This window comes from Streptomyces erythrochromogenes (assembly GCF_036170895.1).
GTDB classification, from domain to species: Bacteria; Actinomycetota; Actinomycetes; order Streptomycetales; family Streptomycetaceae; genus Streptomyces; species Streptomyces erythrochromogenes.
Genome location: NZ_CP108036.1, coordinates 1804133 through 1819071 on the forward strand (window position 1 = coordinate 1804133; position 14939 = coordinate 1819071).

12 protein-coding genes are annotated in these 14939 nt (G+C 73.2%); 5 read left to right on the forward strand and 7 right to left on the reverse strand.

The window, feature by feature from the left end; all coding sequences use genetic code 11:
- Positions 1 to 1335, reverse strand: coding sequence for an allantoinase AllB (gene allB, locus OHA91_RS08425; RefSeq protein ID WP_381706802.1), 1335 nt, complete (start codon positions 1333 to 1335; stop codon positions 1 to 3).
- Between the two features lie 337 nt (positions 1336 to 1672).
- On the opposite strand from allB, the gene OHA91_RS08430 reads away from it, so the two are divergent.
- Positions 1673 to 2476: an IclR family transcriptional regulator gene (locus OHA91_RS08430; RefSeq protein WP_030852090.1), complete on the forward strand. Its 804-nt coding sequence runs from the start codon at positions 1673 to 1675 to the stop codon at positions 2474 to 2476.
- A 72-nt stretch (positions 2477 to 2548) separates the two neighbouring features.
- Here the strand turns inward: OHA91_RS08430 and OHA91_RS08435 are convergent, their stop codons facing one another.
- Positions 2549 to 3244, reverse strand: coding sequence for an ABC transporter ATP-binding protein (locus OHA91_RS08435; protein ID WP_031152277.1), 696 nt, complete (start codon positions 3242 to 3244; stop codon positions 2549 to 2551).
- Entirely contained in the window at positions 3241 to 4326 is a 1086-nt protein-coding gene (locus OHA91_RS08440) for an ABC transporter permease (RefSeq protein WP_031152275.1), read from the reverse strand. Before OHA91_RS08440 ends, OHA91_RS08435 begins: the two co-directional genes overlap by 4 nt.
- Positions 4327 to 4460: 134 nt before the next feature.
- On the opposite strand from OHA91_RS08440, the gene OHA91_RS08445 reads away from it, so the two are divergent.
- Entirely contained in the window at positions 4461 to 5726 is a 1266-nt protein-coding gene (locus tag OHA91_RS08445) for a sensor histidine kinase (protein ID WP_078959367.1), read from the forward strand.
- Complete coding sequence (locus OHA91_RS08450) at positions 5723 to 6352, forward strand: response regulator (RefSeq protein ID WP_031152271.1); 630 nt, start codon at positions 5723 to 5725, stop codon at positions 6350 to 6352. The genes OHA91_RS08445 and OHA91_RS08450 overlap by 4 nt, the downstream gene beginning before the upstream one ends.
- A gap of 19 nt (positions 6353 to 6371) precedes the next feature.
- Here the strand turns inward: OHA91_RS08450 and yczR are convergent, their stop codons facing one another.
- Complete coding sequence (gene yczR / locus OHA91_RS08455) at positions 6372 to 7859, reverse strand: MocR-like transcription factor YczR (protein ID WP_031152269.1); 1488 nt, start codon at positions 7857 to 7859, stop codon at positions 6372 to 6374.
- A 237-nt stretch (positions 7860 to 8096) separates the two neighbouring features.
- Here yczR and OHA91_RS08460 point away from each other — a divergent pair, with 237 nt between their 5' ends.
- Positions 8097 to 8708: a nucleotidyltransferase family protein gene (locus OHA91_RS08460; RefSeq protein ID WP_328738958.1), complete on the forward strand. Its 612-nt coding sequence runs from the start codon at positions 8097 to 8099 to the stop codon at positions 8706 to 8708.
- A 251-nt stretch (positions 8709 to 8959) separates the two neighbouring features.
- Positions 8960 to 10579, forward strand: a complete 1620-nt coding sequence (aceB, locus tag OHA91_RS08465; RefSeq protein WP_031152265.1) for a malate synthase A — start codon at positions 8960 to 8962, stop codon at positions 10577 to 10579.
- A gap of 95 nt (positions 10580 to 10674) precedes the next feature.
- Here the strand turns inward: aceB and OHA91_RS08470 are convergent, their stop codons facing one another.
- The 3 genes from OHA91_RS08470 to OHA91_RS08480 all read right to left on the reverse strand — a co-directional run bounded on the left by OHA91_RS08470 (position 10675) and on the right by OHA91_RS08480 (position 14807).
- Complete coding sequence (locus OHA91_RS08470; RefSeq protein WP_266496811.1) at positions 10675 to 12264, reverse strand: serine/threonine-protein kinase; 1590 nt, start codon at positions 12262 to 12264, stop codon at positions 10675 to 10677.
- A gap of 2 nt (positions 12265 to 12266) precedes the next feature.
- Entirely contained in the window at positions 12267 to 12953 is a 687-nt protein-coding gene (locus tag OHA91_RS08475; RefSeq protein WP_031152260.1) for a hypothetical protein, read from the reverse strand.
- A 117-nt stretch (positions 12954 to 13070) separates the two neighbouring features.
- The gene (locus tag OHA91_RS08480; protein ID WP_328738959.1) at positions 13071 to 14807 is read right to left on the reverse strand and encodes an Hsp70 family protein; all 1737 of its coding nucleotides are present in this window, start codon (positions 14805 to 14807) and stop codon (positions 13071 to 13073) included.
- Positions 14808 to 14939: the final 132 nt, after the last annotated feature.

Here is a 14939-nt window from a genome sequence, read left to right on the forward strand (position 1 = left end):
TCAGTTCTGCCTTTCGAGGAGGAGGCCCGTGGGCTCGGTCGGGGTGCCGTGGTCGGCGATCTGCGTGCCGCGCAGCCAGGTGGACTTCACGACGCCGTGCAGGGTCTTGCCCGCGTACGCCGTGACCTGGTTGCGGTGGTGGAGTTCGGCCGGGTCCACGGTGAACGTTTCTTCGGGGGCGAGCACGGCGAAGTCGGCGTCGCGGCCGGCCTCGATCGCGCCCTTCTGCGCCAGCCCGGCGAGGGCGGCCGGGGCCGCGGACATCCAGCGGACGACGTCCTCCAGGGTCCGGCCGCGCCTGCGCGCCTCGGTCCAGATGGCCGGCAGGCCCAGCTGGAGGGAGGAGATGCCGCCCCACGCGGTGGAGAAGTCGCTGGTCTTCAGGTCCGCGGTGGAGGGCGAGTGGTCGGAGACGATGCAGTCGATGGTGCCGTCGGCGAGCGCGTCCCACAGGAGGTCCTGGTTGGCGGCCTCGCGGATGGGCGGGCAGCACTTGAACTCGCTGGCGCCGTCCGGCACTTCCTCGGCGGTGAGGGTGAGGTAGTGCGGGCAGGACTCGACGGTGATCCTGACGCCCTCGGCCTTGGCGGCTGCGATCAGCGGCAGCGCGTCCGAGGACGACAGGTGCAGGACGTGGACGCGGGCGTTCAGCCGCTTCGCCTGGGCGATGAGGTTGCCGATGGCGGTGTTCTCGGCGTCGCGCGGCCTGGAGGCCAGGAAGTCGGCGTACTTGGGGCCGGGGACCACGGGGGCGGCGTCGAGGTGGTGCGGGTCCTCGGCGTGCACGATCAGCAGGCCGCCGAAGCCGGTGATCTCGGCGAGGGAGGTGGCCAGCTGTTCCTGGTCGAGCTCGGGGAACTCGTCCACGCCCGAGGGCGACAGGAAGCACTTGAAGCCGTAGACGCCGGCGTCGTGCAGCGGGGCCAGGTCCTTGACGTTGTCCGGGAGGGCGCCGCCCCAGAAGCCGACGTCCACGTGCGCCTTGGCGCGGGCGACCTCCTGCTTGACGCGCAGGTTGTCGACGGTGGTGGTCGGCGGGAGGGAGTTGAGCGGCATGTCGAGGATCGTGGTGATGCCGCCGGCCGCGGCGGCGCGGGTGGCCGTCCAGAAGCCCTCCCACTCGGTGCGGCCGGGGTCGTTCACGTGGACGTGGGTGTCGACCAGGCCGGGGAGCAGGACGTCGTCGCCGAAGTCCTCCAGCCGGGCTCCGGCCGGTACCTCGGCGTCGTGTGCCAGCACGGCCGCGATCTTCCCGCCGGCGACGGCGACCGAGGCGGCGCGCGTCCCCTCGGGGGTGATGACGCGCGTCGAGCGCAGTACCAGTTCCACAGCCACGTCGGCCACCGGAACCTCCCCATCTACTTCCACAGAGCGAAATTCAACGTTCTGTTGACGGAGTCTTCCCGGCGATCCGGGAGCAGTCAAGAGCGCCCGGACGGACCACTGACACACCCGGACCGCAATTGGATGTTTCCACAGGATGGAATTAAGATTTCGCTATACAGAATGTAGCTACCACCACGGGAGTCCGGGCGGATAACTTCCGGAGGACGTCCGCCACCAGGACAAACCACCTCTGACCGGCGGCGACGGTCCCCACCCCAGCACTAGGGCCGACGCCGACCGCCGGGTAGGCTGCTCCCTTGCCTGCCAGCACCGAAAGGACCGCGCCGTGCCGACGTCCAGCGCCAGCACCACCGACGCTTCCTCAAAGACCCCTGCCGCCAGCGGTGGCGTCCAGTCCCTTGAGCGCGCCTTCGATCTGCTCGAACGTATGGCCGACGCCGGGGGCGAGGTCGGCCTCAGTGAGCTCTCGGCCGCCAGCGGTCTGCCCCTGCCCACGATCCACCGCCTGATGCGCACGCTGGTGGCGTGCGGGTACGTACGCCAGCAGCCCAACCGACGGTACTCCCTCGGCCCCCGCCTGATCCGCCTCGGCGAGTCCGCGTCGCGCCTGCTGGGTACCTGGGCGCGCCCCTACCTCGCCCGTCTGGTCGAGGAGACGGGCGAGACGGCGAACATGGCCCTGCTCGACGGGGACGAGATCGTCTACGTCGCCCAGGTGCCGTCCAAGCACTCGATGCGCATGTTCACCGAGGTCGGCCGCCGGGTCCTGCCGCACTCCACCGGTGTGGGCAAGGCACTGCTCGCCCACACCCCCGCCGACGAGGTACGGGCCCTGCTGGCCCGCACCGGGATGCCGGCGGCGACCGAGAAGACCATCACCACGCCCGAGGGCTTCCTGGAGGCGCTGGAGCAGGTCCGCAGGGCCGGCTACGCGGTCGACGACAACGAGCAGGAGATAGGAGTCCGCTGCCTGGCCGTGTCGGTGCCGAACTCGCCGACCGCCGCCGCGATCTCCATCTCCGGCCCGGCCGGCCGCGTCACCGAGGCCGTGACCGAGTCCTTCGTCCCGATCCTCCAGAACGTCGCCGCCGAGCTGTCGGTGGCGCTGGCCAACCAGAGCCCGGCGTAGGTCTGCCGCACGGCCGTACGGGAAGGCCCCGGCGCCCCGCCGAGGGGCGCCGGGGCCTTCCCGTACGCGGGCTCAGGACGCGGCGACGGGGTCCTGGCGGCCGGCCGTCAGCCGGCCGTCGGCCATGGTCGCCGTACGGTCCATCCGTTCCAGGTGGGCGTGGTCGTGGGTGACCAGCACGGTCGCGGTGGAGCGCTCGCGCGTCAGCGTGACCAGCAGGTCCAGCACGGCCGCGCCGCGCTCGTGGTCGAGGGCGCTGGTCGGTTCGTCGACCAGCAGCACGGCGGGCTCGTTCATCAGCGCGCGGGCGATGTTGATCCGTTGGCGCTGGCCGCCGGAGAGCTGGTGGGGGCGCTTGTCGGCCTTGTCGGCGAGGCCCACCGCGTCCAGCAGTTCAAGCGCCCGCCGGCGCACGGCCTTCGCGGGCCGGCCCGCCACGTGCGCCATGACCTGGAGCTGCTCGGCGGCGGTCAGCGAGGCCAGCAGGTTCGGCTGCTGGAAGACGATGCCCATCTTCTCCCGACGCAGGGCCGATTTCTCGGCGGGGCCGAGCCGCGTGGTGTCCTCGCCTGCGACGACGACCCGGCCGCGGTCCGGGGTGACGAGGGTGGCGGCGACCGCGAGCAGGGAGGACTTGCCGGATCCGGAGGGTCCGACCACCGCCGTGAGGGTGCCGGCGGGCACCTCCAGGCCGACCGCGTCGAGGGCGGTGAGCCGGCCCTCCCCGTCGGGGTAGGTGAGCGTGACGTCGTGGACGAGGAGGGTCATCGGGCGCTCCCGAGGGCGGTCAGCGGGTCGACGGCGGTGATCCGCCGGATGGACAGGGCCGCGCCCAGCGCGCCGAGCGCGATCATGATCGCGGCGGGGACGAGCACCGTGGCGGCGTCGAGGACGAAGGGCACGTCGCCGCCGCTGATCAGCGCGCCGAATCCGGCGGCGAGCGCGGTGCCCAGCCCGGTGCCGATGGCGAGCATCACCACGGCCTGGCCGAGGGCGTCCCGCAGCAGGTAGGGGGTGGAGGCGCCCAGCGCCTTCAGGACGGCGATGTCGCCGCTGCGCTGGATGGTCCACACCGTGAAGAAGGCACCTATGACCAGGGCCGAGATGGCGAAGAGGAAGCCGCGCATCAGCTGGAGCGAGCCGTTCTCGGCCTGGTAGGAGCCTATGGCGCCCAAGGCCTCGTCCACGGTCTGCGCCCGGGTGGCCGCCGCCCGGTCGGCGGCGGCGAGGTCCAGTCCGCTGCCGGAGACGGCGACGACGGTGGCGAGGGTGTCGATGGAGGTGCCGGGGTTGCCGATGCGCTGCCAGTCGTTGAGGTCCATCCAGACGACCGGGGTGTGGCTGTAGGCGGCGGTGCCGGCGACGGCGGCCACCGTCAGTTCGAGCGGCCCGATCTTGAGCTTGGCGCCGGCGGTGAGGCCGCCGAGCTCCTTCGCCGCCTTCTCGGCGAGGACCACCTGGCCCTGTGTGAGGCCCGCGTCCCGCGGCGCGAGCCCGCCCGCGGGTTCCACGCCGAAGACCGAGACCGCGGCGGTGCGCTCACCCGAGACGGCGTTGGTGGTGCGGATGCCGAGGGGCTGCGCCGCCTTCACGCCGGGCTGCCCCCGCCAGGCCAGCCACGCTGACTCGGGCACCTGGGAGTTGTTGAAGGACACATCCTGGTCCCCGGCGGGAGCGGCGAAGGCCAGGTGCGAGGCGGGCAGGCCGGTGATGGCCGAGATGTTCTCCCGGGCCAGGCCGGCGGTGAGCCCGGACAGCAGGCCGACCAGCAGCGTGATCAGCAGCACGACCGAGCCCATGAGGGCGAAGCGGCCCTTGGCGAACCGTAGATCTCTCCATGCGACGAACATGTCCCCCACCTTGGTGTTCCGCGTGGACACAAGGCATCGCGCCACAGTAGTGATCCTCGTATCGAAGGGCGCACCGGGACATCAAACTTTCGGTTGACCGGGGCCGGCGGGGACCCGCTTACGCTGGTCGGGACATGACTGCTGCCGCTCCCCCCGTCCCGCCCGGCGCCTGCGCGCCCACGGCCGCGCCCGCCGCCACCGCCCTGACCCTGACCCCCGTGTCGAAGGTGCTGAAGCTGTGCCTGCACGCCCTGCTCCTCGGGCTGCTCGCACTGGCCGCCGGCCGGGCCGTCGCCGACTCCGCGCCCCGGGCCGGCTGGGTGGTCGCCGCCTGCGTGCTGCTCGCCGCCGTGTACGCGGCCGGCGTGCGGGCGCCCGCCGTGCACGGCTCGCCGCGGGCGGGCGCGGTGTGGCTGGCCGGGCTCGGGGCGGCATGGGCGGGCCTGCTGCTGGTCTCCCCCGACGGGCTGTGGATCGCCTTCCCCCTGTACTTCCTGGAACTGCACCTGCTGCGGCTGCGGTGGGGGGTCGCGGCCGTCGCGGTGACCGCCTGCGCCGCCATCGGCGGCTTCCTCGCGCACAGCAGCGCGGCCACCCCGGGGGCCTTCCTCGGGCCGCTGCTGGGCGGCGCCGTGGCGGTGGCGACCGTACTGGGCTACCAGGCGCTGTACCGCGAGAGCGAACGGCGCCGGGAGCTCATCGAGGAGCTCATCACGACGCGGGCCGATCTGGCCGCGGCCGAACGCGGCGCCGGGATCCTGGCCGAGCGGGAGCGGCTGGCCCGGGAGATCCACGACACCCTCGCGCAGGGCCTGTCCTCCATCCAGCTGCTGCTGCGGGCGGCCGAGCGGGCGCTTCCGGAAGGCGCACCGGCCCTGCCGCACATCGCGCAGGCCCGGGAGGCCGCCCAGGACAACCTCGCCGAGGCGCGTCGCTTCGTACGCGCCCTGACGCCGCCGGACCTGGAGCACGGCTCGCTCGCCGCGGCGTTGGAGCGGCTGTGCGCGGGCATGCCGGGGCCGCGGGTGCGGTTCTCGCTGAGCGGCCGGCCGCGGGTGCTGCCGACCCCGTACGAGGTGGCGCTGCTGCGGATCGCCCAGTCGGCGCTGGCCAACGTGGTGCGGCACGCCCGGGCCGGGCGCGCGGAGATCACGCTGACCTTCATGGACGCCTCGGTGACGCTGGACATCGTCGACGACGGGCACGGCTTCGACCCGTCCTCGGCCGCCTCCGGCTCGGGCGACGGCGGCTTCGGGCTGCCCGCCATGCGCTCGCGCGCCGAGACCCTGGGCGGGCTGTTCACGGTGGAGTCCGCCCCCGGGCAGGGCACCGCCGTGGCCGTCACCCTGCCGCTGCCCCTGGAACATCTGGAACACACGGATCCCGTGGAGGCCCCGTGACCATCCGTCTCCTGCTCGCCGACGACCACCCCGTGGTCCGGGCGGGCCTGCGCGCGGTGCTGGACACCGAGGCGGACTTCGCGGTGGTGGCCGAGGCGGCGACCGCCGAGCGGGCGGTGGAGCTGGCCGCCGGCGAACCGGTGGACGTGGTCCTGATGGACCTCCAGTTCGGACCGGGCATGCACGGATCGGAGGCGACGGCCCTGATCACGGCCCGCCCGGGCGCCCCCCGGGTGCTGGTGCTGACCACGTACGACACGGACGCGGACATCCTGGCGGCGGTGGAGGCGGGCGCCTCGGGCTACCTGCTCAAGGACGCCCCGCCGGAGGAGCTGGCGGCGGCCGTGCGCACGGCCGCAGCGGGCCAGTCGGCGCTGGCCCCGGCAGTGGCGCTGCGCCTGATGGACCGGATGCGGATGCCGGCGGAGGCCCTGACGAAGCGGGAGCTGGAGGTCCTCCAGCTGGTGGCGGACGGCCTGTCGAACCAGCAGATCTCCAAGCAGCTCTTCCTCAGCCAGGCCACGGTCAAGTCCCACCTGGTCCACGTCTACGCGAAGCTCGGCGTCGAATCCCGCACGGCGGCGGTCGCGGCAGCCGCCACCCGCCGCCTGATCCGCACCCCGTAACCCGTAGCCCGGGGCCGCGCTACGCCACCCAGTGCGGGCGGTCCACCGACGGGGGCAGGGGGACGTCGCCGTGGAAGGCGTCAGCGAGGCGGCGTACGCCCTCGTCGAGGCGGTCGGCGGGGAGGGTGTACGGAATGCGGAGGCGGTGTTCGAAGGTGCCCGGGTCGACGCCGAAGCGGGCTCCGCGTCCGATGTGCACGCCGGCGGCCGCGGCCCGTTCGGCCAGGGCCGAGCTGACCGGCTCGCCCAGGTCGACCCAGAGCGACAGGCCGCCCGGCGGTATCCGCCAGGACCACTCCGGGGCGTGCCGCTGGAGCGCGTCCACCAGGGCCGCACGCCGGTCGCGCAGCTGGGCGAGCCGTGCGGGCAGGGTGCGGTCCATGTTGTCCAGCAGCGGGAGCGCGACGAGCTGGTCGAGGACCGAGCCGGTCATGTCGGCGGAGACCCGCAGGGCCGTCAGCTCGGTGATCATCTTCGCACCGGCCCGGACCCAGCCGACGCGCAGGCCGCCCCAGTGGGTCTTGCTGAGCGAGCCGATGGTCACCACGTGGTCCGCGCCGCCGCGCGGGGCCAGTGAGGCCAGGGGCGCGGGGGCCGGCACGTCCAGGGCGATGTCGGCGATGGTCTCGTCGACCACGAGCCAGGTGCCGGTGCGCCGGGTCGCCGCGAGCAGCCGCAGCCGCTCCTCCGCGGGCATGAGCGCACCCGTCGGGTTGTGGAAGTCGGGGATCGTGTAGGCCAGCCTCGGCACGGTCTGGCGCAGCGTGGACTCGGCGATCTCCATGTCCCAGCCGGTGTCGGAGACGGCGATGGACCCGGTGCGCAGCCGGGCGTGGCGCAGGGCGTCCAGGGCGTTGGCGTAGGTGGGGTTCTCGGTGACGACCCGGTCCCCGGCGCGGCAGAGCAGGCTGACAACGAGGGTGAAGGCCTGCTGGGCGCCGGAGGTGACGAGGATCTGCTCGGGGCGGGTGGGCAGGCCGCGCCGGGTGAAGCGTTCGGCGACGGCCGTGCGCAGGTCGGGCAGGCCGAAGGGGTGGTAGCCGGGGCTGCGGGCGGCGTCGGGCAGCCGGGGCGCGGCCCCGGCGAGGGCGTCGGCGAGGGCGCCGTCCGGGGCGCCCATGGCGGCGATGGCCAGGTCGATGCCGGGCTCGCCGTCGGCGCTGTGGCCGCCGGCGCCGACGAGGGCGTGGGCGCCGACGGGGCGGTGTCCGTCGGGGAGCTCGGTCCAGGTGCCGGAGCCGCGCCGGCTGCGGACGTAGCCGCTCTCGCGCAGCAGGTCGTAGGCGCCGGTGACGGTGGCCCGGCTGGCGCCGACGGCTTCGGCGAGCTCGCGTTCGGCGGGCAGGCGCACGTGCAGGGCGATGCGGCCGTCGAGGATCAGCGTGCGGACGGCTTCGGCGAGCGACCGGTAGCCGGGGCGGGCGAGTACGTCGGCGGGGAGCAGGGCCGCGAGCTGGCGGCTGCCGATGGTTCTGTCCGCTGTCCGGACCACTCGCCCGTTCGCCATGCCAACCTCCCCTGATTGGCTCTGACGGCCAGGCCAATCGAGGTCCAGACTCGCGGTATTGGCCCCCGATTGGCAAGGAGACGCCGAGATGCTGACCGACCGTGACGAACGTGCCCTGCTGGCCGCCGCCGAGAACCGGATCTCCCGTCCGCTGGGGATCGGGGCCGCGCTGGCCTCCGTACGGCGCGCTGTCGCGCGGCGGCCGCAGGATCGCACGCAGGGGCGAGAATCGGTGGCATGTCAGCCAACACGCACTCCGATTCACCCGTGATCGCGGGACTGCTCCTGGCCGCCGGCGGCGGCCGGCGGCTCGGCGGCCGCCCCAAGGCCCTGCTGCCCTACCGCGGCCGGCCTCTGGTGGAGAACGCCGTGCGGGTGCTGCGGGAGGCGGGCTGCGGCCCGGTGCACGTGGTGCTCGGCGCCTCGGCGGCCGAGGTCCGCGAGCGCGCCGACCTGTCCGGCTGCGTGGTCGTGGACAACCCGGACTGGGCGGAGGGGATGGGTTCCTCGCTGCGGGTGGGCCTGGCCTCCCTGGCCGGTACGGACGCCCGCGCGGCCCTGGTCTCGCTGGTCGACCAGCCGGGCATCGGCCCGGCGGCGGTGGCCCGGGTGCGGGAGGCCTACCGCTCCCCCGCGAGCCTGGCGGCGGCGGCGTACGGCGGGGAGCGCGGGCACCCCGTGCTGTTCGGCGCGGACCGGTGGGCGGACATCGCGGCGACGGCGACGGGCGACAGGGGCGCGCGGGTCCATCTGGCGCGCCACGCCGGAGAGCTCATGCTGGTGGAGTGCTCCGACGTCGCGGAGGCCTTCGACATCGACACGCCGCCCGACCTGGCACGACTCCTTTGAGCACCGCGTGACGACAGTGGCACTGAGGGCCACCGGCAAGTGGAATCTGTCGACTCAGAGAATCTCGACATCAACAAACCATTGAACTTCCACCATGAGGAAATTACTATCCACTGGTCAGAAGCGCCCTGAACCCACAGACGGCGCCCGCGACCGTATTTCGGAACTCTCCACACCCGACGGCACTGCGTGCCGTCTCGCGCGAGCATTCCCCGCGGCCGCCAGGCACCGCCGCTGAAGGAGTGACAGTTATGTCCGCACCAGCGCCGTCCCCGCTGGCCATCGTCGATGCCGAGCCCCTGCCGCGGCAGGACGAAGTGCTCACCGAAGCGGCCCTCGCGTTCGTGGCCGAGCTCCACCGGCGGTTCGCCCCCCGCCGCGCCGAGCTCCTCGCCCGCCGCGGTGAGCGCCGTGCCGAGATCGCCCGGACCTCCACCCTCGACTTCCTCCCGGACACCGCACAGGTCCGCGAGGGCGACTGGAAGGTGGCACCGGCCCCGGCCGCGCTGAACGACCGCCGTGTGGAGATCACCGGTCCGACGGACCGCAAGATGACCATCAACGCCCTGAACTCGGGCGCCAAGGTCTGGCTCGCCGACTTCGAGGACGCCTCGGCTCCCACCTGGGAGAACGTCGTCCTCGGCCAGCTCAACCTGATCGACGCCTACGAGCGCCGCATCGACTTCACCGACGCCCGCACGGGCAAGGCCTACAACCTCAAGCCCGCCGAGCAGCTGGCGACCGTCGTCATGCGGCCGCGCGGCTGGCACCTGGAGGAGCGCCACCTGCAGTTCGAGGGCGGCCCGGCCTCCGGCTCGCTCGTCGACTTCGGCCTGTACTTCTTCCACAACGCCAAGCGTCTGATCGACCTCGGCAAGGGCCCGTACTTCTACCTGCCGAAGACGGAGTCGCACCTCGAGGCCCGCCTCTGGAACGACATCTTCGTCTTCTCCCAGGACTACGTCGGCATCCCCCAGGGCACGGTCCGCGCGACCGTCCTGATCGAGACGATCACCGCCGCGTACGAGATGGACGAGATCCTCTACGAGCTGCGCGACCACGCGGCGGGCCTGAACGCGGGCCGCTGGGACTACCTCTTCTCCATCGTGAAGAACTTCCGCGACGGCGGCGAGAAGTTCGTCCTGCCGGACCGCAACGCGGTGACGATGACCGCCCCGTTCATGCGGGCGTACACCGAACTGCTCGTCCGCACCTGCCACAAGCGCGGCGCGCACGCCATCGGCGGCATGGCCGCCTTCATCCCGTCCCGCAAGGACGCCGAGGTCAACAAGATCGCCTTCGCGAAGGTCAAGGCCGACAAGGACCGTGAGGCGGGCGACGGCTTCGACGGCTCCTGGGTCGCCCACCCCGACCTGGTCCCGATCGCGATGGCCTCCTTCGACGCCGTCCTCGGCGACAAGCCCAACCAGAAGGACCGGCTGCGCGAGGACGTCTCGGTGGCCCCGGGCGAGCTCATCGCGATCGACTCGCTCGACGCGAAGCCGACGTACGAGGGCCTGCGCAACGCGGTCCAGGTCGGCATCCGCTACATCGAGGCCTGGCTGCGCGGCCTCGGCGCCGTCGGCATCTTCGGCCTGATGGAGGACGCGGCCACCGCCGAGATCTCCCGCTCGCAGGTCTGGCAGTGGATCAACGCCGGAGTCGTCTTCGAGAACGGCAGGACGGCCACCGCCGAGCTGACCCGCGAGCTGGCGGCCGAGGAACTGACCGCTCTGCGCGCCGAGGTCGGCGAGGAGGCCTTCGCGGCCGGCAAGTGGCAGCAGGCCCACGACCTGTTCCTCAAGGTCTCCCTGGACGCGGACTACGCCGACTTCCTCACGCTCCCCGCGTACGACCAGCTGGTCGGCTGAGACCCCGGATCCGGCCGGAACGCACAGCGGCCGGACCCTACGCCTCCGCCCCCGCAGCCCACGGCTGCGGGGGCGGAGGCGTATCCGCCGCCCGGTCAGCGCCGGCGCCTGACGCGCTGCCGCGCGGTCTCGATGAGCACGCGCGCGTGGTCCGGTGGCCGCTGCGTCGGGATCCAGCCCCGGTCCAGGGCGGCTTCGAGGGGCTCCAGCCGGGCGAAGGCCTCGACCGCGCCGTCCTCGTCCTCCAGCAGTACGGCGCCCAGCAGCAGGCAGCTCTCCAGGGTCTCCGGCGCGTCCGCTCCGAGCAGGTCCGCCCGCCCGGCGGCCACGCTGCGCAGCAGCGGGACGGCCTCCGCGCCGCGGCCGCAGGCGGAGAGGCAGAGGGCGAGGTCGTAGGAGGCCCGGTGGTACTCCGGGGAGTAGTCCCCGTGGGTGTCCTCGCGCGCCTCGGCTATCAGCCGCAGCGGGACCAGGGCCTCGCTGAGCCGCCCCAGGTGCCAGAGCCTGCTGGCCCAGGCCCGCAGTGACATGATCGCCTCGTCGTTGTGCGGGCCGAGCACCGCGACGCGCTGCTCGGCGAGTTCCTCGCTCAGCTGCAGCGCCTCGTCCAGGTCCCCCAGCGTCCACAGGCAGTCGGCCTCCACCCGGCGGGCCCGCAGGGTCGCGTCGGCGTTCGGGCCGTTCACCAGCACCCGGCGGCGGACGACCTCGCGGCTCGCGGCGAGCCCCGCCTCGGGCCGGTTGGACAGCCAGTTGTTCTCGGCGTCGCGCAGCATCCGGTCGGTCTCCGCGTCGTGGGCGGCGAGCCGCTGCCTGGCCCACACCGGGCCGTGGGCCTCCAGCGGCGGCACGTCGAGGACGTAGGACGCTAGTTCGGCGGAGGCCGGCCGGTCCCCCGGGCGCTTCTCCAGCAGGGCGGAGACCAGGAGGTCCAGCGCGGGCGGCAGGTCGGGCCGCAGGGCGGACAGCCTTTGCGGCTGCTCCTCCAGGTGGGCGCGGCGGTATTCCTCGCGGGATTCGCAGGTTCCGAAGGGGCGCACTCCGGTGAGGAGTTCGAAGGCCAGGCAGCCGAAGGCGTAGAGGTCGCCCTGGTAGGTGACCGGGCTCCCGCTCCACTGCTCGGGCGGCATGTAGGGGGCGCTGCCGAGGACCTGGCCGGGGGTGGTGAGCTCGGTGACCGGTTCGGCGCCGACGAGCTTGGCGATGCCGAAGTCGCACACCTTGACCGTGCCGCCGGACGTCAGGAGGACGTTGGAGGGCTTGATGTCCCGGTGCACGATCTCGGCGCCGTGCACGTCGACGATGCCCTGGACGATCTCGCGCAGGACGGGCAGCGCCCAGGCCGGGGTGCGGTCGGCGATGAACCGCTCCGCCAGTTCCCGGTGCAGGCTGTGGCCCTCGACGTACTCCATCGCCAGGTAGTCGACGCCGCTGTCGGAGCCGGCGCCGAAGAGGCGCACGGTGTGGCGGCTCACGACGCGTTCCAGGGCGCGCGCCTCGTGCCGGAAGCGGGCCCGCGCCTCCGGGGAGTCCAGGGACTGCGCGAGGATCGTCTTCACGGCGACGGTGTCGCCGCTCCCGGTGTCGGTGGCCTGCCAGACCTCGCCCATGCCGCCCCGGCCGAGGAGCCGGTCCAGCCGGTAGCGGCCGTCGAGCAGTATCCCGTCCAGGGCGGGGCCGGCCATCGTCACCCGCCGATCGCGGTGTGGACGAGGGCGCGGACGTGCGGGGTGCGGCCGACGACCTGGTAGGCGGGGGCGACGCACAGGGTGAGGGGTTCGCTCTCCTCGGCCCAGGGCCACAGGTCGTACAGGTGGGTGTCGGGGGTGCGGCCCAGGTGCAGCTCGAAGTTCCATCGGTGGACTCCGCCCAGTTCGGCGATGTCGGCGCGCAGCTCGGCGGTCTGGTGGTGAAGGTCCGTCACCGTGCCCAGCCTCGCGTCCCCGCCCAGCACGCGGGCGGCCGCGCCGTGCCAGTCCTCCTCGGCGGCGGGGTGTTCCGCGAGGACCGTGCGGAACAGGGCGGCGGCGAGCCGTACGTGGGTCTCCAGCCGGCCGTAGCGGTCCGGGATCGCGGCGGCCACGTCGGCGCAGCGTCCGACGATCTGGTCGCGCAGGGCGACGTAGCCGCGGGCCGTCTCGTTGTGGGCGCTCTCCAGTTCCGTGGTCCGGTCGGCGCGCAGGCTGTGCACCACCTCGTAGAGCTTGTCGAGCCGGCCCTGCCGGTCCTCGCGTTCGGCGCGCAGGGACTCGACCTCCGTGCGCAGGGCCCGTACCTCGTGGAAGACCTTCCACGGGAGGATGCGGCGGGAGTCCTCCTGCTGTTCGGGCTCGTGGTCGTGGGCGCCGGGGTGGGGCGGCTGCTGTGCGGGCACGGGCGGCGGTGTGGACGGCGCGGGCGGGCGGGCGCCGGGCCACGGTCCCGGTGACGCGGGCCGGCCCCGGTCCGGTTCTGAGCTATCCATGTGGCGTTCCCCTTCTCCTGCTGCCTGCTACTCGGGTACTCCGGCGAACTCGACGACGGTGTCGAGGCGGGCCTGGGTGCGGCGGTTCACCACGGTCACGCCGATCTCGGTGCCGCCGAAGGTGAAGTGCAGGTCCACGACGCGGTCCTCGACGTCTTCGCCGACCGAGTCGCGGATGTCGACGACGACGGTGCCCAGGAGACGGGCGCCGGGTGTCTTGACCGTCAGGCCCTTCACGGCGGGTACCGCGTACAGCGCGACCTCCAGTTCGCTCTGCTCCTTGCTCAGCGGGAGGAGGGAGTGGGTGCGTTCGCTGCCGACCCGGACCGATTCGCCCATGAGGACGAGGGGGTCGAGGACCCCGTCGCGGAAGGCGCCCTGGCCCCTGACCCGGGTGATGCCGAGGGCGCGGACGGCTCCCGACTCGCGCAGCACGCCGCCGAACCTGCGGCGGGTGGAGACCTCGACGGCGTACGTGTGGGACGCGCGCCGGGAGTGCACGACCTCGGGGCGGCAGGCGTAGTGCACGGCGCCGCCGAGCACCGCGCGGGAGGGGTTCGGCGGGATCATCAGCTGGACCCCGGCCGGGAACTCCTTGTCGATGTGCTGGCCGAGCCGGCTCTGGACGTAGGGCGACTGGGCGAATCCGCCGACCAGGATCACGCGCAGGCCCTCGGCGGCGACGGCCGGGTCGGCGAGCAGTTCGCGGATCTGGGTGCTCACCAGCTTCTGGAGGGGTTCGGTGGTGCCCTGGAAGAGGCCCCGCATCACGTCGGGTTCGATGACGATGTGGTCGTCGACGCCCTGCTGTTCCGCGGCGAGGCGCTGGGATCCGCCGTGGGGGTCGATGATCCGGCTCGCCTTGAGGGAGATCGGGATGCGGACGGCGCTGTCCCCGTCGCGGAAGCCGGTCTTGAGCCGTTCGAAGGCGTCCATCAGCTCCATCAGCTGGGCGGGGGCGGCTTCGAGGGCCTTGAACGCGGCCTGTCCGAGCCGCGGGCGGAGCACCTGGACCTGGAAGCGGCGGTTGATGAAGTTGGAGCCCAGTTTGCCGCCGGAGGGCGGGCGCAGCTGTTCGAGGGAGCCGTCGCGCCGGCACCGGTAGGCGGCGATGTCCACCGTGCCGCCGCCGCAGTCGACGACCAGCGTGGCCAGGGAACCGAGGCCGCCGATTCCGGCGGCGGCGTCCTGGGCGCAGTACACGGTCGCGGCCTCGGGCTCGGTCACCAGGATCAGCCGGTTGCGGTCGTGTGCGGGGAAGCCGGCCTGGCGGGCGGCCTCGCGCATGAGGTTGCGCTCCTCGGGCTCCCAGATGGCGGGGACGGTCAGGCACCAGCGGATGTCGGACTCCAGGAACCCGCCGCCGCCCACGATCCGGTCCAGGGCCGCGCCGCGGAGTCTGCGCAGGTAGGCCGCGATCAGCGGTACGGCTCGTTCCGGGGTGCCGACGAGGCCCGCACCGGGGTCCCGGGCTGCGTCCCGGCCCTCGCGCCTCAGCCACATCTTGAACCCGTGCTCCAGGCGGCCCTCCTCCTCCGCGGCGCTCGCGCGCCGGGCGGAGTACCCCCAGTGGCGGTCGTTGCCGTCGGGGTCGAGGAAGAGCGCGGAGAGGTTCTTGGGATAGGTGAGGGGGGCGTCGTCCCACTGGTCCGGATAGTCGATCTGGCGCTCGCCGGGTGCGTCCGCGCCGGCCGGGAGCACCGCCCAGGCGAACCCGGAGCCGTGCGTCCCGAAGTCGATGGCCGCCACAACCCTGTACGTCATGCGTGGTGTCCCCCTCGCCCTCACCGGTGCCCGCGGCCGGAAGGGTGGACATTGTTACACACGGTGGACACTTCACGGACGCTCAGTCAGCCCACCTGCACCGCAAGGGAGTTGACCCCGCCGGCACGGCAC

Coding starts and splice junctions, on each gene's coding strand:
- OHA91_RS08440 (WP_031152275.1), bottom strand. CDS start 4,326: ATGTTCGTCGCATGGAGAGATCTACGGTTCGCCAAGGGCCGCTTCGCC.
- OHA91_RS08470 (WP_266496811.1), bottom strand. CDS start 12,264: ATGGCCGGCCCCGCCCTGGACGGGATACTGCTCGACGGCCGCTACCGG.
- OHA91_RS08460 (WP_328738958.1), top strand. CDS start 8,097: ATGTCAGCCAACACGCACTCCGATTCACCCGTGATCGCGGGACTGCTC.
- OHA91_RS08445 (WP_078959367.1), top strand. CDS start 4,461: ATGACTGCTGCCGCTCCCCCCGTCCCGCCCGGCGCCTGCGCGCCCACG.
- yczR (WP_031152269.1), bottom strand. CDS start 7,859: ATGGCGAACGGGCGAGTGGTCCGGACAGCGGACAGAACCATCGGCAGC.
- aceB (WP_031152265.1), top strand. CDS start 8,960: ATGTCCGCACCAGCGCCGTCCCCGCTGGCCATCGTCGATGCCGAGCCC.
- OHA91_RS08480 (WP_328738959.1), bottom strand. CDS start 14,807: ATGACGTACAGGGTTGTGGCGGCCATCGACTTCGGGACGCACGGCTCC.
- OHA91_RS08435 (WP_031152277.1), bottom strand. CDS start 3,244: ATGACCCTCCTCGTCCACGACGTCACGCTCACCTACCCCGACGGGGAG.